We start from the raw sequence: 23,036 nt of genomic DNA, 5'->3' as shown, positions 1-23,036 counted from the left end.
ATATAAAGGTGGATTGGATACTTCATAAAAGTAAAAAGATTGAATTTCACACGAACTTGAAGGAGGTAACAAAACCTTTCAGAGAGGATATAGGAAAATACAATTGGCTTATCTCTGATTTAGAAGTCAATACAGACAAATTAGATACTTTGCCAATCGACCACGAAAAAGAATACTTCATATTGACTTCTGATGAATTCCAATTTTTAGTATCAACTGAAATTCAAATAATATGGGGCGCCATTCTAGCTATTCCTAAATACATACCGATTGAAATTAGTCAGGAAAACCTGCCTTATGTAGAAGGTAACGATAAGGTCTGGGAACCTGGAAATATCCAGCACGATGAGGCAGAAATAGAGATAGACTGTTTTGATAGCAGTTATACCATTGTAAAGTTTAGAAAAAAATCTACTTCTAAACTTTTTAGAAACTACTTTGAGGAAGCTATTGATTTAAGTAAGTTCAAGTAAAAGAAAAACACCAAACAACAACGTGTAAACGCCAGCATCGGCCGACGGCCTCCGCCGTCGCTTAGCCAAGTACGTTAGCCCTAATTTTAATGAAACTAACAGATATAAATCATTATTTAGAAGAACACGCTAACCGATTAAATTTAGCAAACATAGCTGAAGAAAATTGCAAACAGCTTTTAGAAGAACAAACTCAGGATAGCCAGAGCGAGTGGAATGAGTATGGGTTACCTAATTTAGTTTTTCGACTTATTGAACAAGTGCTAGTCTTTAACCACATTCTAAGGGCGACGCCACACATCAGAACAAGAATAGGGATTTACATCAAAGACCCAGACAAAATTCATTTTATGGATTTAGAACCTATAGGTTATTACCAACTCGACTCTATCAAAGATGGGGAAATTATCGATGATTGGTTGGTCTATGAAAAGTAAAAAAAGAAGCTGGTAATACGCAAAGAAAAAACTAGGGCTAACAACAGCTAAACGCCAGCATCGGCCGACGGCCTTCAGCCGCCGTTTAGCCCAGTACGTTAGGTGTAACTTTAAATAATGAAGAAGCTTTTCTCAAACTATCACAGGCACTACACCTTCGACCTTGATAAGCCGAAAAACCTTGTTGTTGACTATCTTACCCAGCAGAAAGAGAAAAAGAGAAACTTCCTCGATAAACTCACAAGCGTTCCCATCGACTTCAGCGAAGTTAGTTTTACTGACACCGACACAATAGAGATAAATGTCCGACCATCTACATTCAAACCATTCGGAGGAAACGGAAAAATAAGAATAGAAATAGTCAGCGGACTTGACAGAATAGAAACAAGAATACAAGCTGAAATCATCCCGTACTATAAAAATAACATTTACGGGACTTACTTCATCATCTTCTTTTTCGCTCTTCTTACCTTATTGGGACTCCTAATCAGCACCAATGGATTAACGGTTCTGATACCTTTACTCTCTTCGCTGTTCTTCTTGACTATATTCCATCTGTTAGTATTGAAAAGCAGAAGCCTGCTTAAAGAAAATTTAGAAGACTTAGTAATTGAATTGGTAAGAAAAAGTAACCGCTAACAAAGTGCATAAGCCATGCTATGGCCGACGGCCTTGCACACTTTTTACACAAGCCCGTTATGCGGCATCTCATGAATATTACATACATGGATAGTTATATAGAAACTTTTGAGACTTGGAATAAAATTGCCTCGGTGTACGAAGGCCAATTCATGGGCTTGGATTTGTATAATGAAACGTATGATTATCTATGCAACACAATAATCAAGGAAGAAGCATCAATTCTAGATGTTGGCTGCGGTCCAGGCAATATCACTAAATACCTTTTATCAAAACGACCAGACTTCCAAATCAACGGGATAGATATAGCACCCAACATGGTTAGACTTGCAAAAAGTAATAACCCAACAGCAAGCTTTCACATTATGGATAGCAGGCATATATCTGAGCTTAAAACTAAATATGAAGGAATAATCTGTGGTTTTTGTTTGCCATATTTATCTGAAGCAGATTGTACTAAGCTGATTTATGACACTCATGGTTTACTTTCAGATACAGGATTTTTATATTTAAGTTTTGTTGAAGGAAACCAAAAAGATTCTGGATTTAAAGTTGGAAGTACTGGCGACAGGATGTACTTCTACTACCATAATCTGAATTTTATAAAAGCACAATTAATCGAAAATGAATTTAATGTATTAGAAACATTTCACATTGAATATGTAAAAACTGAAACATTCAAAGAGACACATACAATAGTAATAGCAAAGAAAAAAACGACCGCATAACAACACCTAAAAGCCAGCATCGGCCGACGGCCTCAGCCGCCCTTTAGCCCAACCGTTGTAAAGCATAAAAAAATGAATCGACTTCTTTTTGTATTAGCTGCGTTACTTTTTGTCAGTTGTCAAACAAAAACCGAACTGTTTGATGAAGTTTATGAAATGGCTGGATTTGATAATGTTTACAAGCCGACCTTGATTAAATCAGGAAAAGAAAGTGGGTTCATTGAACCTATGATGGAATACAGCCTTTTCACAATCGATTCATTGGCTTTTCGAAACATGGAAAGTTCAATCGTAACAAATGACAAATTTAAAGAAGGCACCTTCTACTTTAATATTGAATTTAACGATTACCTATATCAAAATAATTTAGATATATTGAATATGTCTAAATCCTCAATTACTGAAAATGCCTACGACAAGACCTATTACTTCTATCTACTGTCGGACAGGAAAACTTTCGCTATATGCAAAATCAACAACTAAATGCTAAAAGAATAACGCAATACAACAATGTTTAAACGTCAGATACAACCGACGGCCTAACACACTTTTTACACGAGTCCGTTGGGCTAAATATTAAGAAATGAAAATTCCAACCATTAAAGGAACAATAGATAGGCGAATTTTAATCAACTTCCAGGTTGACAAGGAAGTTGTGACTAAATTCTTGCCAAAGCCTTTTCGACCTAAATTGGTTGAAGACAAAGCAATCGTTGGAATTTGCCTCATCCGACTTAAAGGAATTAGACCAAAAGGATTACCAGAAGCATTTGGTATCTCTTCAGAGAATGGCGCTCACAGAATAGCAGTTGAATGGACGGAAGAAGGAGTAACAAAAGAAGGAGTCTACATTCCCCGACGCGACACCTCCTCCAAGCTGAATTCGCTGGCTGGCGGACGAGTATTCCCAGGTGTTCACCATTTGGCAGACTTTAATGTAAATGAAAAGGGCGGGCAATACTCCGTTAACTTCAAAAGTGATGACGGAACCACTTTGTCAATTAAGGGACAGGAAACCGATGTATGGAACAGTGAAAGCGTCTTCGAAAATCTAGCATCCGCCTCCGATTTCTTCCAAAGCGGAGCAATTGGGTATTCGCCTGACAAGGCTGGAGAAACATTTGACGGATTAGAACTTAAAACAGAAAAATGGGAAGTTTCTACTTTGGCTGTTTCACAAGTTCAATCCAGCTTTTTTGAAGACGAAAGCGTTTTCCCCAAAGGCTCAGTCAAGTTCGACAATGCTCTAATCATGCGAAACATAGAGCATGAATGGAAAAGCCTGAAAAATATAAAAAATAATACGCCCAACAACCTGTAAATATCAGCCAAGGTCATCGCTCGTCTTTTAGCCTAGCACATTAGATGAATTCAAATAAAAGCATCTGAAATTTATAAGAAAATACATGTTTTAATTGCAAAGCCTGAGCATTATATAGCTATCTAACTGAGCAATTCCATTTCTCTCTAGTTTATAAAGCAAATGCAGGCGGTAAAAGAGAAAAACGAAAATGAGATATAGATAGCCGCCAAGTAAAGTATGATTGTATTCAGAATAGACTTTTTTTGGCTTGTATACATTACCAAAAGTAATTTGCGGGGAAAGCAAGCTCTTTATAGAAGCAGCCAGTACTAGCAAAACAGATGCTATAGAGCAGGCGTCAAGAGCACTACCCTCTCCTTCTTGGTAGCACAATAAGTGCTTAAGTATTAAAAAGAGGCGAAGGAAAGCTACCCCTCGCCTCTTTTAGTAAAGTTAAAAATTATATCTGGCAGACACTCCGTAGGTCAGGGGGTTACCCAAGCGGGCAGCACCAAAGTCATAGGCGTATTGAATGTACCTTTCGTCTGACAGGTTCCGGCCCCACAAAAACACCTCAAAGTTTCTGGCAGACACACCGGCTCTGGCATTCAGCAGGCTGTAAGGATTTTGCCTTAGTTGGTTGGCAAGGTCAAAGTATTGCTTACCCAGGTAGTGCCACTCCCCTCGGGCTACCAGCTTATAGTTCTGGTTTCCGCCTAACGCGTAGCTATACTGCAGAGCCAGCATAGAAGTAACCTCAGGGGTGAAAATCTGTCTGTTGCCGTTTCGGCTGACCTCGCCTTCCTCGGTTACCCCTGTTAAAGAAGTATACCTGGCGTGGGTATAGCCTGCGTGGTAGGTGACTTCCAGCCCGTTAAGTATTGTTGCCGCCAGCTCTAGTTCAGCTCCTTTGCTGTTCAGCTTGCCTACGTTTCTTGTAATTACCAGCGCATCTGGCATAACCAGCACCGGCACCTGGGCATCTCTCACCTGCGTATAAAACAAGGCTACGTTAAGGCGCAGTCGGTTTTGCAGAAAAGTATGTTTGGTGCCTAATTCATAGTTGTTGCTGAACTCGGGTTTATAGGCGTATAAAGGAGGTTGAGAGGGGTCAGAAGATAGCTGCGTAATGCCCCCTGCCCTGAAGCCCCGGCTAAACGTAGCGTACAACTGGCTTGTTTCTGCAGGGCGGTAAGCAATGCTGACTTTGGGTGAAAAAGCGCTGAAGCTGGCAGAGGCGGTAGTGTCTTCCTGCGTTACCATGGCTTCGTCCCCATCCATCTGAAACTCTCCCCGCACCGTTTGGCTTTTGTGCTCATAATCATACCGCAAGCCGGCGGTTAGTTCCCAACTGGGGTTGAACTGGTAGCTACCTTGCCCGAAGAAAGCCGCTCCAAACCCTTCCCCCATGTTGTAGTTAATACTGGTGAAGTTAGCGAAAGGAGCCCCTACCATTTCTGCATCTTCGCCAAAGTGCAGCCCCTGTTTTACCGGGTTGTCATTGTAAAAACCATATACCCCCGCCAGCCACTTTAAAGGTGAAAGGGAAGCAACAGGTGAAGACACGCGCACCTCTTGCGTAAGCACCTGTACTTTGTTCCAGTCAGCGCCGTAGTTGTTTAGAATAGATACACCGTCAATAGGGGAAAAATCTCCGTCTAAGGGGCCGTCATAGTACCGGTGGTTAGACTGGTAGGCGGTTTGCGAAGCCAGGCTGAAACCACTGCCCGAATAATTAGCAGAAAGAGACGCATTTACCGTGTTATCTACCATTTGGGCCGTGGCGTTTTGGTTTAGTCTGAATGGGTTAGCCAAGGCTTCCTCAGGACTGAAAACCAGTGGGAAAGCGCCGTTGTTTCGGTTGGCGCTGTGCTTTACGTTCAGGGTAACATCCCAATTTGTGGTAGGTAAAAACGTAAGGTAGTAATTGCCCATGAACACCTGCTGGCGGTCAAATTCAGAGTTATTATATTCATTTGTGTAGAACCCATTCTGTTTCCGGAACATACCGGCCACACCAACATACAACTTGTCTTTCACCAGTGGCGCCCGCAAACCGGCACTGTGGCGCTGCTGCCCGTAGTTTCCTATGTTCGCCTCGGCAAAACCACTTACCCGGTTGTCTGGCTTTTTGGTGATAATGTGAATTACGCCGCCCATGGCATTTCTGCCATATAAGGTGCCTTGAGGGCCGCGCAGCACTTCTACTCGTTCAATGTCCAGCAGTTCGGGCAGGTAAGTGTCCAGATTGAATTGGTTTACGCCATCAACATAAGTAGTCACCGCAGGGTCATAAGAGGTAGTGGTAATGCCCCTGATAGAGGTTACGTTTCGGTTATCTCCGGGATTTGCGGCAAACAAATTAGGCACAATGGCTGTGAGTTCCCGCACATCCCACAGGCGGTACTCCTGCACCTCTTTGCTAGATAACGTGGAAACACTGAACGGTACCCGTTGCAGGTCTTCTTCCTTTTTCTGGGCAGTAACCGTCACCTCTCCCAACTGTCGGCTTTCCCCCTCCAGCTGCACCACCACTTCTTGGTTTCCTGCCGTAACGTACATGGTTCTGGTAGCAAAGCCCAAGGCACTTACCCGCAGCGTGTACGGCCCTGCCGGAACCTGCTGGATCGTGAATCTTCCCTGGCTGTCAGTAGCCGCTCCTAAGGAAGTATTGAGCAAAGAGACAGAAGCCCCGGAAATGCCCTCGGCATTTTTATTCTGGACAGTACCTGAAATGGTCATCAGGTTTTGGCTATGTGCTGTTGTTACACCAATAAAGAACAACATGCAGATAATAAGAAGCTGTTTTACCATAGAGGGGTTAGTGAAGACTCTGTTGATACGAGGAGCAGGATAAAATATCAGAAATTTGCGTGCACAGTAAGAAGAACTACAAGGTCAACTAAGTTTTATCAGATCACCTAATCTGGTAAATCTTTCCTGTTTTTCCTTTTGGCCTGTTTTTATATGTCGTGAGCAAATATACTTCTCCTTTATCATCCTGTCCAAACCCCAAGAGATAATGGCCGAACTCAACTTTGGGCTTTATCTGAAAACGCAATTTTTTATGCTTCCAAATTCCCTGCTCTTTAGCTACTTCAGCTATAAAAACGGCTCCGTCGGCACTCCCGTAACGTTGGCTCCAAACCCCAAACAAATAATTGCCGACTAGGTCATGGCGGGCACTGCCCCGGTACACTTACCCTCCTATTCCGATATCTTAAAGAATAGAATGTATATGAATTTTACCATTGGCAGCTGCTCTAAACTTTTTAATTCGGTTTCGTTATTAATCTGTTTTAGGCTTGTTTTAAGGAAAACAGGCCCAAAACAAGACCAGGCTTGCCTTCACTTGATGTCAACAATATTTCTATAGCTGCCTAAATGATGCGTTCGGCCCATTCGCACAAGCCAGAGGGGTAGGCAAGACTTTCTAAGTTTAGCTTTTACAACAGATGTATCTGTTGGATTACAGTCCGCCACCATTTGAGAAAGCTTCGGCCCTAGCATACAAGTGGTCTATTCGGAATTTTTCTGGCTCCCCTCCTCCTCTTTTTCCCGCTGGCGCTTCATCATATCCACAACCAACCCTGACCAGGTGAAGTTGTGGGCGCCGTGCCCTTGGCCGGTAAACGGATTGTAATATTCTCGGCAGCCGCCCTTAGTGATAAGTCGTTTCACCGTGAGCAGCAGGTGCCGTGCCTCCTGAACGTACCCTTTCTGCAAAAGAAAGCCCTGCATAAACCAGTTAAACACTACCCAAGTTGGGCCCCGCCAGATGTAGATAGATTCGTCTGGGTCAAAAGCCGGCTCGTTCACCGAGAGAGACGGGATAGGGTACGGCACCTGAAAACCGTCTTTTTGCAGCAGGTGCTTTTTCAGGACTTTGCGGCATACCTCATCTGGGGTGGTCTTCAATACCACTGGGAAAAGAACAGTGGCTGTGGCAATTTTCAACTTCTGGTAACGGTGTCCATATAGATCATAGAAAGCCTGGTCCTGCTCGTCATACATATACTTGACAATGCTTTTGCCTGTTTTTTCGGCTTGAGCGGCAAATTCTGCTCCGTCTTCATCTCCGGCAATGTGGCACAGTTGCTCCAGCACCTCCAGATTCTGGGCGTACAAGGTGTTGAAAGCGGCATCTTTTACAATGAACTTGTTACTCTTATAAATGCGGGGCAGGTTGTAGTTATGAAAGAAGTTGTGCCGGTCTACCTGCAGAACTTTCCAGAACAGCAGCGGCCCTGCTTTGCCTTTGTCATACCCCAATACAGGGTCATAGCTGGCTTTCCAGTCCATGCCAGATTCAAACGGCGTTATGATGGAAAGCAGGCCCTGACCCTCAAAGTCTCTGTTCTGGGCCAGCCAATGGTAGTACTTCTTCAGTTTTGGCAGAAGCTCCTGTAGAAAGCTTATGTCTTGATCGGCTCGGTAAATACGTTCCACTGCCTGCGCCGCAATGGGCGGCTGCACCAGCGCCGACATGTGGGGTTTGTACATGTGCAGCGCATCTTTTGGCCTAAGCTGCAGTATGTCCGATGTTCTACCTGGCCATAGCCGTTCCCAATAATTCATGTGCCCAACAAAGCCATCGGGCCGCTGCATGGCAAAGAGGCTACGGAGGTGCTTTTTTGCCATGTCTACCTCGCCCAAAGCGGTTAAGGTGAACACATGGAAACAAGTGTCCCAGAAATACTGAAAAGGATAAGTACCAGGCGAGGGTTTGGTGTAATGGTAGGAGAAACCGCCTTTGCGCCCACTTATCATGTTCTTGTACAGCACTTCCCGCACCAGCTGCTTGATCTCCTCATCTGGCAGTACCTCATCCTCTGTTGGGTCAACGCTAGTCTTATCTTCGTTTGGCTGCATGGGCTTTATTTGATGTAGGCATCCCAACCAGCATAACTTTGGGTTTTAGGACCTAGCGGAATGGAAAGAACGGCTGTCAGCACTCCAAGGGCAGCTCCTGCTATTTTAAGTCCTATTGGGCTCTCTCCCAGAAACCAAGGTGCTATCGCCACTCCAAGACCAAGCAGCACGTTCAGGTAACGCCCCAAACGCAGCGGCTCGCCCATGCTGAACACTGATATGACCACAATCAAGGCACCGCCTAAATGGAACACATGCGCCACCATATCTTTGATGCTCACCCCAAACAAGGCTGGCCCAAACATCATGGCCGCGCCTAACAGAGTGGCGAAAGTTAACGTCCAGGGGAAACTCATGCCCCAAATGGAGGCACTGAAAACGGAGTTAGGTTTATGGGGAAATTTCATCAGCTCCGGCGACATGTCTTTGGCGTCGCTCTCAATGGTTCCGCCCTTCCAGAACACTTTCCAGAAGTTCTCGCCCTGCTTCACTTTCTTTTTCATGAACTGGCCCATGGCAATCACCTCGTCTACTTCCAGCGGAATCATAGGAATCATGATGATAGCCGCCAACAGGCAGAACGTACACCAAGCCCCCACAATGACCGGTTGGCTGATGACCAGAAATATGTGCACCATCCCGAGCGGGATCACCAGAATACCGAACAGGGCCACCATCCAAGGCATGGTGCGCCAGCGGCTGGGTGCCCCCATGAACCCCATCAGAAACTCCAGAGTGTACGCCATAGCCCCTAAGCCGGCGTCTGAAACAGGCAGGGAATGCGACATGGCAGAGTTGAGCACCTGCTCGCTCTGCTGGCCAAAGAACGGGTCCCACACGGAATCAATGTAGCCTAGCTGAAAAGCGGCCAAATAGCGGGATACCACCCAACCCATAAAACCTAGCACCATCATAATCCAGCGCTGGGGCCAGCTGGAGGGGTTGTAACTCCAACCCGGTGGGGTGTCAGGGCCCATTTTCATGTACATGATCATGTTGGGCATGCCTGGAATGAGAATAGTCAAGGCTATGATCAGGGCACCCACCAAAGTATCATTGTAGTAGGCCACCGCCGTGGGCGACCATAGTACCAAAGGCGCAAAGGTGAGCCAAACGCCCACGAAGCAGCAAATCCAGAGGCTGACAGGCCGGTTTGGGGTAAGGCCGCGCCACCCGAAAATAATGAGCAAGGCACCGCTGATGATGTCGCTCCATTTCATGGCGGCAATGCGATTGTCTAACGATAGCCAGACACTTCTGCCGCCCGATGGCTGCACGGTACCAATACCATAGTCAAAGGTTAAGGGAGAAAGAAGCACCCATGCTCCAAGCAGAATAATCATCCAATACACCCACAGGGTTTGCATGTGGTGCATGTGCAGCATTTTCTTTCGCATGTCTTCAGACATCATCATATCATGTCCTGAATCATCATGGCCTTTGTCTTGCTGCTTATCGTCGTGCTGGTGCATTTCTTTGTTGTGCTGCCGGATTTGTTTTTCGGCCATTGGACGGGTGACTCCACGCATGCCCATGCCTCCGCCTTTGTCATCTGAGTGGTGGTGGTTATGATCCTTTTCCATTTGCAGTAGATATATGTCTTACATAATGTTTCATGCGGTGACTCTAGCATTTAAACTGCACTTCCAGACTTCTATTCTAGCAAAGCCACCTCACAACTAAAGGGGGTTGATTCGGAGCGCTACAGGCTTATTTTGAATCTCACTCGCTGCACCTGCTGCTGCTCATTATCTTATTTTACCTAGGGGCCGTCTATTTCGTTGCGCAGAATGAATAGGCATTTTATAAAACTACAGCCTGATATGCTTTTGAAAGAGGCAGAGCGAGTTAGGAAACACCTTGCTAAATCAGCAAACCTTCGCCCCTTTTTTCGGTATTAAAATGATACGCTGAACCAGACAGGCGCACCTTATGACTATTGAAAACACGCCTGCTTTGGCTCAATTTCAGTACAACATATTTGAAGTACATGCCTACATATAACCATCAACCCAGCTGTTTTTACCGTTTGAATAGTTTATTCTGGCTAGTTGCGGCCTTACTGCTAGCAGTTGCTCCGGCACAAGGGCAGCTCTTGCCTGAGTCAAAAAAAGAAGAAGCTCCAGCTGCCCCTGAATGGCCTGAAGATTCTTTGGGCCGGCGCACCCCCCGCGGTACCGTCAGTGGCTTTATACAGGCAGTAGCCAACGAAAACTACACTAGAGCCGCGCATTATCTTAAATTAGACCGCACCCTAAAACGAAAGCGGGGTGGCCCTGAGTTAGCCCAGGCTCTACAGCGCCTCTTAGATGTTCAGGGTAATATATATCCGTACTCCAGATTAAGTGAAGCACCCGAAGGCCTGGTAGAAGACAACCTGGGGCCAAACTTGGAAAAAGTAGGCACTGCCACTCTCAACGGGGAAACCTTTGACCTTATTCTGGAAAAAACCGAAGGGCCCAAAGGTGCGCCGCTGTGGTTGTTCTCTTCACAAACGGTGCAGCGCATTCCGCTAGGCTTTGAGCCGCAGGAGTCTGAACTGCTGGTGGATAGTCTTTTGCCCGTTGCACTGCAAGAAAACAAATGGGGAGGCGTACCCATTGGGCACTGGTTAATCATTCTGCTGCTGGCCGTTCTCACCTATGCCTTCGCCTGGTTTGTGACCTCCAGCCTCTTATACCTCATAAGAATGATTTGGCCTAAGGCAGGCGAAGAACCCACTGAGGGCATTATCAAAGCCTTTGCCTTGCCCATACGGCTTTATTTGGCCGTGTGGATTTTTGTGGCTGCCAGTCAGCAGATTGGTATCTCTATCATTGTGCGCCAACGATTTAGCGAGGTAACTATTATTGTAGGCCTGGCTGCTTTGCTGCTACTGCTGTGGCAATTGATTGATGCCGTTTCAAGGTTCAGTGAACGGCGGCTTACCCGCCGGGGCAATATGGCCGGCGTCTCTGCGGTGCTGTTTTTTAAGAGAGGGATAAAGATTGCCTTTTTTGCCTTCGGTTTTATTGTGTTGCTCGATTCACTGGGGTTTGATGTGACCGCCGGTATTGCCGCCCTGGGTATTGGTGGTATTGCGCTTGCGCTGGGCGCCCAGAAAACCGTGGAGAATTTTGTAGGCAGCGTCACGCTCATAGCCGACCAGCCGGTGCGCGTGGGCGACTTCTGTAAGGTAGGCGACATAGTAGGTACCGTTGAGCAGATTGGCATGCGCTCTACCCGCCTCCGGACGTTGAACCGCACTATTGTCACCATTCCCAATGGAGAGTTTTCTTCTTTGAAGATTGAGAACTTTGCCCATCGTGACCAGTTTCTGTTTAACCCCACTTTTGGCCTGCGGTTTGAGACTACACCCGAGCAAATCAGATACCTGTTGGTAGAGCTCCGGTCAATTTTATACGCCCACCCCAAAGTAGACCCGGAGCCAGCCCGCATCAGGTTTACTAAAATTGGGGCAGATTCTCTTAACCTGGAGGTATTCGCCTACATACACGCTGCCGATTTCAGCGGGTTTCTGGAGGTGCAGGAAGACATTCTGCTGCGCATGATGGACATAATTGAAGCCAGCGGCACCGGCTTTGCCTTCCCTTCGCAAACCCTGTATTTGGCCAGAGACAAAGGTCTGTCAGAAGAAAAAGGAAAACAGTCTGAGGAGAAGGTTCGGCAATGGCGGGAGTCTGGTGAAATACCTATCCCGAACTTTGACTACGAGCAGATTCAGAAACTAAGAAACACTATTCAATACCCACCGGAAGGCAGCAGCGTAAAAGACAACGAAGCGCCAGTGTAGCGGCTACCCTTACTTGAAATTTGCGGCTCCAATTGCACAGGCCCCAGACCCTGTTTTAGGCCTGATTTTCTTAAAACAGACCCAAAACAGACATGATAGCTATTGCACCTATAGCTAATTATTGAGTCTAAACCTTTCCTTACTTCTTGATTTACAAAACTACAATAAACACAATCAAAGAATAGGCGTACCATTTAAAGAATTAATTTATTCAGAAATAATATGCCACAAGAAAATACTTCAGAAAAAAAGAGCAAAGGAGTAGTAGTGATTACGGGTGCCTCTGCCGGTTTAGGCAGATCTATTGCCCGCACCTTTGCCAAGAATGGGTATGATGTCTCGCTCTTGGCCCGGGGGCTGGAAGGGCTGCAGGGCGCGCAGCGAGAGGTAGAAGCCATGGGCCGAAGAGCCGTCTATTTTCAGGTTGACGTAGCCGATGCCGATGCTGTGGAAGACGCCGCCGCCAAAACAGAAGAGCAACTGGGGCCAATTGACGTCTGGATTAACAACGCCATGAACAGCGTGTTCTCTCCCATAAAGGAAATGACCCCGGAAGATTACAAACGGGTGACGGAGGTGACCTATCTGGGGCAGGTGTACGGCACGTTGTCTGCCTTAAAACGCATGCTGCCCCGTGACAAAGGCAAGATAGTATTGGTAGGCTCTGCCCTGGCTTACCGAGGAATTCCTTTGCAGTCGGCGTACTGCGGCTCAAAACATGCCATACAGGGTTTCTTTGATTCGTTGGTGACAGAACTGATGCACGACAACAGCAAGGTAACCGCTACCATGGTGCAGTTACCTGCCATGAACACCACCCAGTTCGGATTTGTGAAAAGCAGACTCCCCAATAAACCCAAACCAATGGGCAAAATCTTTCAGCCCGAAGTAGCCGCCGAAGCCATTCTTTACGCAGCTGAGCATGACCGTCGGGAAATAAACGTGGGTTGGCCTACTTTGAAAGCAGTGGTAGGAAATAAAATTGCTCCCTGGTTTGCCGATTATGTTCTGGCCAACAATGGCATTGAAGGCCAACAGACGTCAGAACCAGAAGACCCTAACCGCAAGAACAACCTGTACGAACCGCTCCCCGGAGACCATGGTGCCCACGGACCCTTCGGCGACCAATCCACCAACTTTAGTCCGCAGCTGTGGGCCACGCTCCACCGGAAAGAGATATTGACCTCAGCGGCAGCTTTGGGTGGCTTGTTACTGCTTAATAAATTCTGGAAAAGATAAGCCACCTGCGGCACCTTGCGATAGGCGGCCACTGTGTAACAGCGGCCACCTATCGTCAATAGGTCCGGTTGGGGTGATTTGGCCTGACAAGCATCCATAGTATTAACCCAAAAGGCCAGGCAAACAGCGCCACCAGAATGGCAATAATTAAACCAGGCTTGCCCCGCCGATTCGCATCATTGTACACCCAAACAATGCTCCAGATATACAAGACAAGTCCTACCAGAGCAAGCACAAGGGCTACAATGCCAAAGCCTAAAAAGAAACCAGTTCCGTCTTCCATAGTTCATTTAGATTGATGTTATATATCTTTCTCTAACGATATAACGCCCAGTACGTTTACAGAAACAACAGGCGCTGGAGCAGAAGTAGATTTCTTTCTCGGTTTCTTAACATTGAATAAGACATGACAAACAAAAAACTTACTGATGATGGCATACCACCTGGCTGGAGTTATAACCCCGCCAGCTGGCCCCAACGTTTGCCCATTGTAGGAATGGCTATGGTAGGTTTTGGCATTGCCACTTACTTATCTCTATTTCAGCTGAATATTGTAGCCGATGTGTGGGAGCCTTTTTTTGGAGAGGGCAGCCGAAAAATTTTGACGTCAAAAACTTCCCGAATCCTTCCCGTACCTGATGCGGTGCTTGGCGCCCTTGGCTACTTAGCCGATGCCCTGGCCGGAGCCATTGGGGGAACTCGGCGCTGGCGCACCATGCCTTGGATTGTAATTGCCTTTGGTGTTCTGGTTGGGCCTTTGGGAGCTATCAGTATATTACTTGTGGCTCTACAGCCCGTGTTGTATGACAGCTGGTGTACCCTATGTCTTAGCACGGCAGTAATCTCCATTATCATGATTGGCCCAGCCATGGATGAAATGCTGGCGAGCCTGCAGTACATGCGACGCGTAAAAGATGCACGGCTCTCCCTCTGGAAAGCTTTCTGGGGGAATAAAGAAATTGAACAAAAAGTTATTTAGGTATGTGGGCACAAGTAATCAATGCGCTTTTGGGCATCTGGCTCATGGCCTTTCCGGCCATTTTTGAAACAGACAAAGTCATTGCAAACAATGAACAGATTGTAGGCCCAATTATAGCCTCTTTTGCCATTATCTCGTGGTGGGAAGCTACCAGAGCGGTACGTTTATACAACATACCGCTGGGGTTCTGGCTTATATTAGCCCCTTGGGTATTGGGCTATGACAATAACACAGCCTTGGTAAACGAAACGGTGGTGGGGGTGCTCGTCATTGGTTTGTCACTAGTGAAGGGCAAAATAGAAGAAAGATTTGGTGGCGGTTGGTCGGCTATCTGGTCCAAAAATCCTACACATGTGCAAGAGGCTAGAAATAATCCGATTAAATGATTTTTCCTTTGTATTTGAAAGAAATATTTTGTCTCTAACCCGCAGCCTGAGCTCATGGGAGGTGTCAGGTGAGAATTAGACGTTAGGTTCTTTAGACCAAGGTTATAGGTTTATATTCTTCGGCTTTAGCCCAATTAAATTGCTTGGCTAAAGCCGATATGATCTCATTAGGAAACTTTGGCTGAAGCCAAGACCTATTCAAAGATCAAACGCAATCAGTTTTACAATTGAAAGGAGTAAAACAGCAAATCCTCTTCAGTTAATTTCTCTCACTCCTCTGTTATTGTATCTTATGAAAAATGCACTCGTAAGAAAGCACAGAACAAACGTTGAAAGTAATTAATCTAAAGCTTAAAATATGTCTATCTCATTAAAACCTCTGAAAGAGCAGGTAATTGTCATAACCGGAGCCTCTAGTGGAATAGGGCTCGCTACTGCCAAAGAAGCAGCAAAAAGGGGCGCTACCGTTATACTAGCCTCCCGTAACCGTGAAGCTCTGCAAGAAATTGAACAGCAAATAAGAGCCGAAGGCGGCAAGGCTTTCCATTGCGTGGCCGATGTGGGGCGCAAAGAAGAAGTACAGTGGATAGCCGACGTAGCCATAACTGAATGCGGTGGTTTTGACACTTGGGTAAATGACGCAGGCGTTTCAATCTATGGCCGCATAGACGAGGTGAGCGACGAAGACAATCGCCGTTTATTTGACACCAACTTTTGGGGCATTGTCTACGGCTCTCAGGTTGCGGCTCAGCACCTAAGACACAAAGGCGGCGCCATTATAAACTTAGGAAGTGAAGTGTCTGACATAGCCATTCCGCTTCAGGGAATGTACTCCGCCAGTAAACACGCCGTGAAAGGATTTACTGATGCTCTTCGGGTTGAGTTAATGGAGGACAAAGCACCCGTTTCTGTCACGTTGATCAAGCCCGCAGGTATTGACACCCCTTATCCAGAACACGCCAAAAACTATACAGATAAGGCGCCTACCCTTCCGGCACCGGTATATGTTCCAGAAGAAGTAGCTGATGCCATTCTTTATGCCGCAGAGCATCCTTCACGCGACATAATGGTGGGCGGCGGCGCCAAGATCATGAGTGCCTTGAACAAACGGTTCCCAGGCGCCATGGATTGGGTGAACTCAAAAATCATGTCAAAGCAACAATTACGCGACGAAGCTGCCTGGAACAAGGAAGGTTCTCTCCACAGCCCAGGCAATGACGGCAACATCAGGGGCGACCACAAAGGCTATGTCATGAAAACCAGCCTGTATACCCGCGCGAAAACTAACCCAATGAAAACAGGGATACTTGCCTTAGTTGCCGGTGCGGCAGTTGTGGCCCTAATGAACAATAACTCCAAGAAGAACGGACGCCACCAGGCCAAGAAAAGCTATAGCAACGGCAGACAAAACAGCAGCGTGGGCACTACCAGAACATCGGTAAGCAACCCCACTGCTACAGTAGCAACTCCACCTGTTTCCGCGGCACCAGGCTCTACCCCGGTAGCAGCCCCTACAAATCCACTGCCAGGCCAATCATAGGCTGAAACGCTAGGCAATTACATTGGTGCACCCTCAAACTTATGGGGTGCACCATTTTTTTTATACCCTAACCAAAGACGAACCGGCCAGGTGGAAGAATAACAAGGTTTTGCAGCACTTCTGGCCAAACATTCTGGAAACCTCTTTCTGCTCTCGCGTAAAAGAAAAGAAAACCTGCCGCTATGGGACCTACGAAACAAGAAATGCTGGAACACCAGCTGAAAGGAAGAGACATCTCAGACCCTAACGTGCTGCTGGCCATGTGGGAAATTGACCGCACCCTTTTTGTCCCGGAAGAGCTGCGTGAGCGGGCATATGAAGACAAAGCTCAGCCCATTGGAATGGAGCAGACTATTAGCCAACCTTACATTGTAGCTTACATGGCACAGGCTCTGCGCCTTTCGTTAAATGAAAGAGTACTGGAAGTGGGTACAGGCTGTGGTTACAATGCAGCCGTCTTATCTAGGCTGGTGGCGCAGGTGTACAGTATTGAAGTAATTGAATGGCTAACGCAACTTGCCAGAGAAAACATACAAAAGGCTGGCATACACAATGTCACCACCCGCCACGGCGATGGGTTTAGAGGTTGGCCTGAGGAAGCACCGTTTGACGCCATCATTCTTACCGCCGCCCCTCCCGCCATTCCAGAACCACTTAAACATCAGCTGAGAATTGGAGGCCGCCTTTTAGCTCCGGTAGGGTCTAACCTGCAAAAACTGGTTATGCTGATCAGACACTCAGAAAGCTATTTTGAAGAGCGGGAATTGATTCCCGTTCGGTTTGTACCCATGACGGGCGAAGCGCAAAAGAGAGGCTAAGACGAAAGCTCTAAGTCAGCTCTACAAAGCCTAGTAGCCAAATTTTAATTAACCAAGGCCAATGTTTTAAATTAACCATATCCCCCTTTCTTCCATTAAAAAACTAAAAGAGCTTCCATGCTATTGCTAACGTTTCCCTTAGAGACCGTATACCAATTACATAACCTAATGATACTAGCATGATTACTGACCACGTACAACACACGCTAACTAGCATAAGCAGCGCCATCGGCAAAGGTGTATTGGCCGGCTTAGTAGGCACTGCCGCCATTACTGTCTCACAACTGATAGAAATGCAGTTTACCAAGCGAAAGCCCAGTAGCGCTCCGGCAAAAGTGGCAGGTCAGGTAATGGGCGTGGTGCCCAGCAACAAAGACCAGGCCGCTGAACTGAGCGGTGAGCCGGTAGCAACAGGAAAAAGCAACAAGCAGGTGAAAGAAGAGCACCAGGAGCGCTTTTCGCAGATGATCCATTGGGAGTACGGTACCTCCTGGGGGTTGGCGCGCGGTGCCATGGAAATTGCCGGCCTCACCGGCTGGGCAGCTACGGCAGCACACTTTGGGGCTGTCTGGGGTACTGCCCAGGTTATACTTCCGGCCGCCAACGCATCAGAACCTATCACTGAATGGTCGCCGAAGCAAATTGCCACAGACGCATTGCACCACGGTATTTACGCCATAGCGGCAGGTGTAGCATATGATTTCCTTACAAAGGCTGAAAAAGAGGCCTGACACCACTAATCAACATTCTAAAACATAAGGTGTTTTCAGCTTGTTTTCTTCAAAACAGCTCCAAAACACACCTGACACCTCTTTCTCTTTTACACTACTATGAAAAATTTTTCTTTGTATAAACCTAGTCGATTATTCCTTTCAATTTCCACTTTACTGGTATTCCTGTTACTCGCCCACTTTGGATTTGCACAGAAATCTACGGTGCAAACCAAAGCTGGTGCCGTACAGGTAGAAACATTGGCCGAAAACCTGAACCACCCTTGGGGCATGGCATTTTTGCCGGACAAGCGACTGTTAGTGACGGAACGTTCAGGACAGTTACGCATATTGGATACGAATAATAAACTTTCGGCGCCTCTGCAGGGTGTTCCCAACGTTTTTGCTACTGGCCAGGGAGGTCTTTTAGATGTGGCGCTTGATCCCAACTTCGCCCAAAACCAATACGTCTACTTCACTTATGCCGAACCAGGTGAGAATGGCACGGCCTCTACGGCTGTGGGGCGGGGCAGACTGCGAGCAGACCAAATTAAAGACTTTCAGGTGATTTTCAGGCAGACTCCTAAAGTAGAAGGACCTAACCATTTTGGCTCCCGCCTGGTTTTCTCACCAGACGGCTACTTGTTTGTGGCCTTAGGCGAGCGATTTAAGTTTGACCCGGCCCAAGACCTCTCTAACCACTTAGGCACCGTTATTAGAATCAATCCGGACGGCTCAGTACCCAAAGATAACCCATTTATAGGCAAGGCAAACGCCAAAGATGAGATTTGGTCGTACGGCCACCGTAATATTGAAAGTGCCGCCATAGATCCTAAAACAAAACAACTTTGGGTTGCAGAGATGGGTCCGTTGGGCGGTGATGAACTCAATTTAGTAGAACCCGGTAAAAACTATGGCTGGCCTTTGGTAAGTTGGGGAAAACACTATGACGGAAAAGACATACCAGACCCTACCACAAAACCTGAATTTACTGATGCAGTGATTAAATGGACACCTACTATTTCGCCCTCGGGAATGATCTTTTACACCGGCAATACATTTCCAGCATGGAAAGGAACTGCTTTGATTGGCGGTTTAACTAGTTCAGGACTTGTGCGGGTGCAAATGAATGGTAAACAGGCAAAGGAAGTAGAGCGCATTCCGTTAACCGTGCGTGTGCGTGATGTAGAGCAGGCTCCAGACGGAACCATTTATGTTCTCACTGATGATGATAAAGGAAAAATACTCCGCATAAGTCCGCTGAGCGGCAGAAAGCGTCCAAAGTAATTTATCTTTATAAACAGTAACGCAGGCAATATGCTGTCTGCGTTACTGTTTATGAGTTTTATTGTTTTTAAGATCACTGGCAATAGAGTGGTATATGTCACCAATCAAATATAAGCCTGAGTAGTTTTACTTTGATTAAGGCTGCGGGTATTGCAGCAATCCCTTGAACAAATTGTTCCCATGCACCGACCTCAATGTATCAGTTTACTTCCTTTAAAAACAGTAGCCTGCCCCTTTTCCCAGCAGTTATCTATTTCCTCTTTTAGGCTTGTTTTCTTCAAATCAGCCCAAAAACAGTGACCTTTTGCACGCTAAGCAGCGCCTTTATAAACCCCAGTGCCTGTAATTAGTATAAAGGATTGGCAAGACGAGCCGATGCAACAGCCTAGAATTTTAGACATGCTTCGCCGTCTCCGTGTCACGGCGTACCTTGCTTAAGCTACAACTATGAAAAACGTCTCCATTTATCATGCCTGTGCGGTGTTGCTTTTCGGCATCCTGCTCATTGTGGCGCTTTATTATGGTCGGCTTTTCTTTATCCCGCTGTTTTTTGCCATTCTGCTTTCCATGCTCATGACGCCTGTCAGTAATTGGCTGGAACGAAAAGGCATAGGTCGTGTGTGGGCTACCCTTATCTGCATCTTACTTATTATATTGTTTATTGCTGCTGTCTTGCTGGCTATCTCTTTGCAGGCGGCTTCTTTTTCTCAGGATCTCCCTCAAATTCAGAAGAAGTTGCAAGAAACTTTATCCAATGTACAGCAATGGATTCAGCAACAGTTTGGCGTAGCCCCAGAGGAACAGCTGAAGTTCATGCAAGAGCAAATCTCAAAGCTTTCCCAATCGGTTAACACGTACGTGAAAACATTTTTAAGCGGGGCGCTGGGTCTTATAACGTCATTTGTTCTGGTAATTTTATACATGTTCTTCCTAATGTGGAGACGGGAGAAGTATCAGGAATTCCTGCTTCGGCTTTTCTCTTCTGAAAATTCCATGGAGACCAAGAAAACGATTGAGGAAATAACTCAAGTCTCTTCTCAGTACCTGATAGGGCGGGTTATTTCCATGCTTTTTCTGTGGGTGTGTTACAGCATCGGGTTTTCTATTATAGGGTTAGACAACGCCCTTCTTTTAAGTGTCATTGCCGTTCTACCCACCATAGTACCCTACATTGGTGCGTTTGTGGGTGGCTTGTTTCCTATACTCATGTCATTTGTGAGCGGGTCTACCGGCATGATTATACCTGTTGTTGCCATTTTAGCCGCTGCCCAGACCATAGATAACAATATTATTGAACCACTGGTGATGGGTGCCAAAATGGACTTAAGCCCAATATTCACTGTGGTGGCCATTGTGCTGGGTCAAATGCTGTGGGGCGTTGCCGGCATGGTTCTGTTTGTACCTATGTTTGCCGTTATCAGAATTATTTGTCAGCATGTTTCCCCCTTGAAACCGTATGGCTTCTTATTAGAAGATGAATTAGGTGAACCCGGTTGGGTTAAAAAACTGAAACAAAAATTTACGAGCAACTAATCTTTTCTATAGGGTTCACCCCAAGTATGACCATCTGCTGCTCACTGCAATAAATAATCTAGGGCAGCGCGATGGAGATTGTCCTTTAATACTGTAAAGTAACCTGAGTAATTTCATTCTATGCCTCTAGCTAAAATCAAGTACTCATTCAAAAAGGCTTACATTCAAATTACCACCAGCATATCCTTCTACCCTATCTTGATCACCGTAGGGTTAATTTCACTCTCCTTTGGTATTTCTTACTTAGACAATATTGGGGTGGGCGAAGCTCTCATGAACAAAGTTCCGTTTCTGAAAATAGACAACCCAAACACTGCCCGTTCCCTGCTTTCATCATTTCTGACTGGTCTTATCAGTTTGGTTACGTTCATGTTCGCCATGGTCATGATTGTTCTCAGCCAGATAACTTCAAGTTTTTCACCAAGGCTACTGCCAGACTTGGTCAGCAAGAAGGGAAATCAAATTGTACTGGGTGTCATCATTGGGAGCATTTGTTTTATTGCTGTGGCTATCAGCAACATTGAAACACTAAATACCGGACCCAAAGTACCGCTTCTGTCGGTTGAAGTAGGTATGATCCTGGGCTTCGCCAGCGTTATCTCTTTTATTTACTTTATTCATAAAATTTCAAACGAAATTCAGATTGGCAACATTCTCAACAGCCGTTACCGCATCACCAGAGACGCCTTGGACAAAGAATTGAACAGCGGCACCTATTATCATGAATGGAAAGAACAAGAAGAATTCACTCTTGTCAACGCTTGGGATTCGGGCTATTTTGACACCGTTACAACGAAAGAATTTTTAAAATCATCTAAGAAACATCAACTGAAAATAAGGCTGCTAAAACACCAAGGCATGTACCTGCTCAAAGGCGAGCCGTTTCTTGAAATTAACCAGCCCCTAACCGATACCATTCAGGAAGTACTGGAAGAAAATGTGATTATCCGGCACCAGGAGAACGTGGATGAAAACATCTTTTATGGCTTTAAGCACCTGACAGAAATAGCGGTTAAAGCCCTGAGCCCAGCTGTGAATGACCCTGGCACCGCCATACATGCTGTTGACTATCTTTCTGATTTACTCTGCAGGCTGCAACAGCTAAAAGGGCAAAAAGTGGTGAGGCATGAAGACGGCACCGCCAGCATTATTTATCTGCCAATTCCTTATGAAAACATTTTTTACCTGTGCACAGCCAGCATCAGGGCCTACTCCACCCAAGACGTAACCTTACAAGGCAGACTTATAGACCTCATTCATAAATTAAGCAGACATGATGAGGAAAATAAGTACAAAGACCTGTATGAAATGTCCTTGGTAGCTTTAGAAGAGGGCTCAGAAAAAGAAATGAAAAGTCAGGCAGATATTCTTTTTGTCAAAGAATTGGTTCAGAAGGCTAGAAAAGAACTTTAGTTGCAGCCTACTCCTCTCCGGATAATTTTATTTAATTGAACATCAACGTATAAAACCGACAATCAATGGTTTCATACCTTTTATACACTGCTAATCAATTAGAAATAAACTTAGCTGTCATTGCATCGTTCCCGTATATAAAGAACTGAAACTGCTCTAAGGTAGTGCCGAAGGAAGTAAAAGAGGAGCAAAAGCCTTCTTGATGTTTCATATGACCAAATCCTTCATAAACCGCCTATGAAAAGACTGGTATTCACGTTCATCTTTTGCTGCCTACTTATTATTTCGGCCTTTCTGTTGTTTGGAGGTGTGGAAAGTTTTGTAGAAGAGAAATTAGGCGATACCCAGTCTGTGCTCATGTACACTGCTTTCAGCTCTTTCTTTCTCACGTTTGATGTGGTACTTCCCGTGCCCTCTAGCCTAATTATGATTCTGAACGGGAAAGTGTTGGGTTTTCTGCCAGGTATGCTGCTATCTCTTGGCGCCGGACTATGTTCCTCCTGCCTTGGGTTCATAATTGGCCGCAAAGCCTCCCCCTACCTGAATAAACTCTTTACACAGAAAGAGCGGGAAATGAGCGACCACCTCTTCCGCAGATTCGGCGATACCGCTATTGCCATCTCAAAGGCTATACCTATTCTGTCAGAGGCTGTTTCCGTAGTTTCCGGCACCACTTCTGTGGCTTTCAGCTCCTTTTTCCTATACTCTTTTATTGGGCATACCGTCATTTCTCTGCTTTACTCCTACGTGGGGAGTTATGCCAGCACCTTAGACACGAATCTAATGGCCGGCACAGTTATTCTTTTTGCTCTTTTTCTAAGCTGGTTTATACAACTTCTGGTAAAGAAGGGCAGTCCATTGCCTAGAAACGCATAGCAGAAAGGGA

21 protein-coding genes are annotated in these 23,036 nt (G+C 46.0%); 17 read left to right on the top strand and 4 right to left on the bottom strand.

Annotated features, from left to right (window positions below):
- Positions 1–8: 8 nt before the first annotated feature.
- The 6 genes from A8O23_RS20260 to A8O23_RS20235 all read left to right on the top strand — a co-directional run bounded on the left by A8O23_RS20260 (position 9) and on the right by A8O23_RS20235 (position 3,598).
- Positions 9–473 carry a hypothetical protein gene (locus A8O23_RS20260; RefSeq protein WP_153042303.1) on the top strand — a complete coding sequence of 155 codons (465 nt, stop codon included), beginning with the start codon at positions 9–11 and terminating at the stop codon, positions 471–473.
- 89 nt (positions 474–562) lie between these two features.
- Complete coding sequence (locus A8O23_RS20255) at positions 563–910, top strand: hypothetical protein (protein ID WP_066625672.1); 348 nt, start codon at positions 563–565, stop codon at positions 908–910.
- A gap of 117 nt (positions 911–1,027) precedes the next feature.
- A complete protein-coding gene (locus A8O23_RS20250) occupies positions 1,028–1,549 on the top strand; it encodes a hypothetical protein (protein ID WP_066625669.1) in 522 nt (173 codons plus the stop codon).
- A 71-nt stretch (positions 1,550–1,620) separates the two neighbouring features.
- Positions 1,621–2,277 carry a class I SAM-dependent DNA methyltransferase gene (locus tag A8O23_RS20245; protein WP_204377725.1) on the top strand — a complete coding sequence of 219 codons (657 nt, stop codon included), beginning with the start codon at positions 1,621–1,623 and terminating at the stop codon, positions 2,275–2,277.
- A 72-nt stretch (positions 2,278–2,349) separates the two neighbouring features.
- Positions 2,350–2,760, top strand: coding sequence for a hypothetical protein (locus A8O23_RS20240; RefSeq protein WP_066625666.1), 411 nt, complete (start codon positions 2,350–2,352; stop codon positions 2,758–2,760).
- Between the two features lie 100 nt (positions 2,761–2,860).
- Positions 2,861–3,598: a DUF2071 domain-containing protein gene (locus A8O23_RS20235; RefSeq protein WP_066625663.1), complete on the top strand. Its 738-nt coding sequence runs from the start codon at positions 2,861–2,863 to the stop codon at positions 3,596–3,598.
- Positions 3,599–4,033: 435 nt separating this feature from the next.
- On the opposite strand, the gene A8O23_RS20225 is transcribed toward A8O23_RS20235, so the two are convergent.
- The 3 genes from A8O23_RS20225 to A8O23_RS20210 form a co-directional block, all read right to left on the bottom strand.
- Positions 4,034–6,394, bottom strand: coding sequence for a TonB-dependent receptor (locus A8O23_RS20225; protein WP_066625657.1), 2,361 nt, complete (start codon positions 6,392–6,394; stop codon positions 4,034–4,036).
- Positions 6,395–7,099: 705 nt separating this feature from the next.
- On the bottom strand, positions 7,100–8,452 hold the full coding sequence (locus A8O23_RS20215; RefSeq protein ID WP_239693463.1) for an amylo-alpha-1,6-glucosidase: 1,353 nt from the start codon (positions 8,450–8,452) through the stop codon (positions 7,100–7,102).
- A gap of 5 nt (positions 8,453–8,457) precedes the next feature.
- Positions 8,458–10,035 carry a vitamin K epoxide reductase family protein gene (locus tag A8O23_RS20210; RefSeq protein WP_066625653.1) on the bottom strand — a complete coding sequence of 526 codons (1,578 nt, stop codon included), beginning with the start codon at positions 10,033–10,035 and terminating at the stop codon, positions 8,458–8,460.
- Between the two features lie 407 nt (positions 10,036–10,442).
- Between A8O23_RS20210 and A8O23_RS20205 the strand changes: the two genes are divergently transcribed.
- Complete coding sequence (locus A8O23_RS20205) at positions 10,443–12,245, top strand: mechanosensitive ion channel family protein (protein WP_066625650.1); 1,803 nt, start codon at positions 10,443–10,445, stop codon at positions 12,243–12,245.
- Between the two features lie 222 nt (positions 12,246–12,467).
- A complete protein-coding gene (locus A8O23_RS20200; protein ID WP_066625642.1) occupies positions 12,468–13,484 on the top strand; it encodes an SDR family oxidoreductase in 1,017 nt (338 codons plus the stop codon).
- Between the two features lie 55 nt (positions 13,485–13,539).
- Here the strand turns inward: A8O23_RS20200 and A8O23_RS20195 are convergent, their stop codons facing one another.
- Positions 13,540–13,767 (bottom strand): hypothetical protein, encoded by a 228-nt coding sequence (locus A8O23_RS20195; RefSeq protein ID WP_066625640.1) that lies wholly within the window; start codon positions 13,765–13,767, stop codon positions 13,540–13,542.
- 123 nt (positions 13,768–13,890) lie between these two features.
- Here A8O23_RS20195 and A8O23_RS20190 point away from each other — a divergent pair, with 123 nt between their 5' ends.
- The 9 genes from A8O23_RS20190 (at position 13,891) to A8O23_RS20150 (ending at position 23,026) form a co-directional block, all read left to right on the top strand.
- Positions 13,891–14,463 carry a vitamin K epoxide reductase family protein gene (locus A8O23_RS20190; RefSeq protein WP_066625638.1) on the top strand — a complete coding sequence of 191 codons (573 nt, stop codon included), beginning with the start codon at positions 13,891–13,893 and terminating at the stop codon, positions 14,461–14,463.
- Between the two features lie 2 nt (positions 14,464–14,465).
- Entirely contained in the window at positions 14,466–14,849 is a 384-nt protein-coding gene (locus A8O23_RS20185; protein WP_066625636.1) for an SPW repeat protein, read from the top strand.
- Between the two features lie 358 nt (positions 14,850–15,207).
- Positions 15,208–16,389 carry an SDR family oxidoreductase gene (locus tag A8O23_RS20180; RefSeq protein WP_066625634.1) on the top strand — a complete coding sequence of 394 codons (1,182 nt, stop codon included), beginning with the start codon at positions 15,208–15,210 and terminating at the stop codon, positions 16,387–16,389.
- A gap of 182 nt (positions 16,390–16,571) precedes the next feature.
- Complete coding sequence (locus A8O23_RS20175; RefSeq protein WP_066625631.1) at positions 16,572–17,207, top strand: protein-L-isoaspartate(D-aspartate) O-methyltransferase; 636 nt, start codon at positions 16,572–16,574, stop codon at positions 17,205–17,207.
- 179 nt (positions 17,208–17,386) lie between these two features.
- A complete protein-coding gene (locus A8O23_RS20170; RefSeq protein WP_066625628.1) occupies positions 17,387–17,938 on the top strand; it encodes a hypothetical protein in 552 nt (183 codons plus the stop codon).
- Positions 17,939–18,037: 99 nt separating this feature from the next.
- Positions 18,038–19,204: a PQQ-dependent sugar dehydrogenase gene (locus A8O23_RS20165; RefSeq protein WP_066625624.1), complete on the top strand. Its 1,167-nt coding sequence runs from the start codon at positions 18,038–18,040 to the stop codon at positions 19,202–19,204.
- 447 nt (positions 19,205–19,651) lie between these two features.
- A complete protein-coding gene (locus A8O23_RS20160) occupies positions 19,652–20,737 on the top strand; it encodes an AI-2E family transporter (protein WP_066625621.1) in 1,086 nt (361 codons plus the stop codon).
- A 120-nt stretch (positions 20,738–20,857) separates the two neighbouring features.
- Complete coding sequence (locus A8O23_RS20155) at positions 20,858–22,150, top strand: DUF2254 domain-containing protein (protein ID WP_066625619.1); 1,293 nt, start codon at positions 20,858–20,860, stop codon at positions 22,148–22,150.
- Between the two features lie 237 nt (positions 22,151–22,387).
- Entirely contained in the window at positions 22,388–23,026 is a 639-nt protein-coding gene (locus A8O23_RS20150) for a TVP38/TMEM64 family protein (RefSeq protein WP_066625616.1), read from the top strand.
- Positions 23,027–23,036 lie beyond the last annotated feature (10 nt).

The sequence above is a fragment of the Rufibacter roseus genome, from assembly GCF_001647285.1.
GTDB classification, from domain to species: Bacteria; Bacteroidota; Bacteroidia; order Cytophagales; family Hymenobacteraceae; genus Nibribacter; species Nibribacter roseus.
The sequence above is the reverse complement of the archived record's forward strand: the minus strand, read 5'-3'. Positions and strand labels throughout refer to the sequence as shown.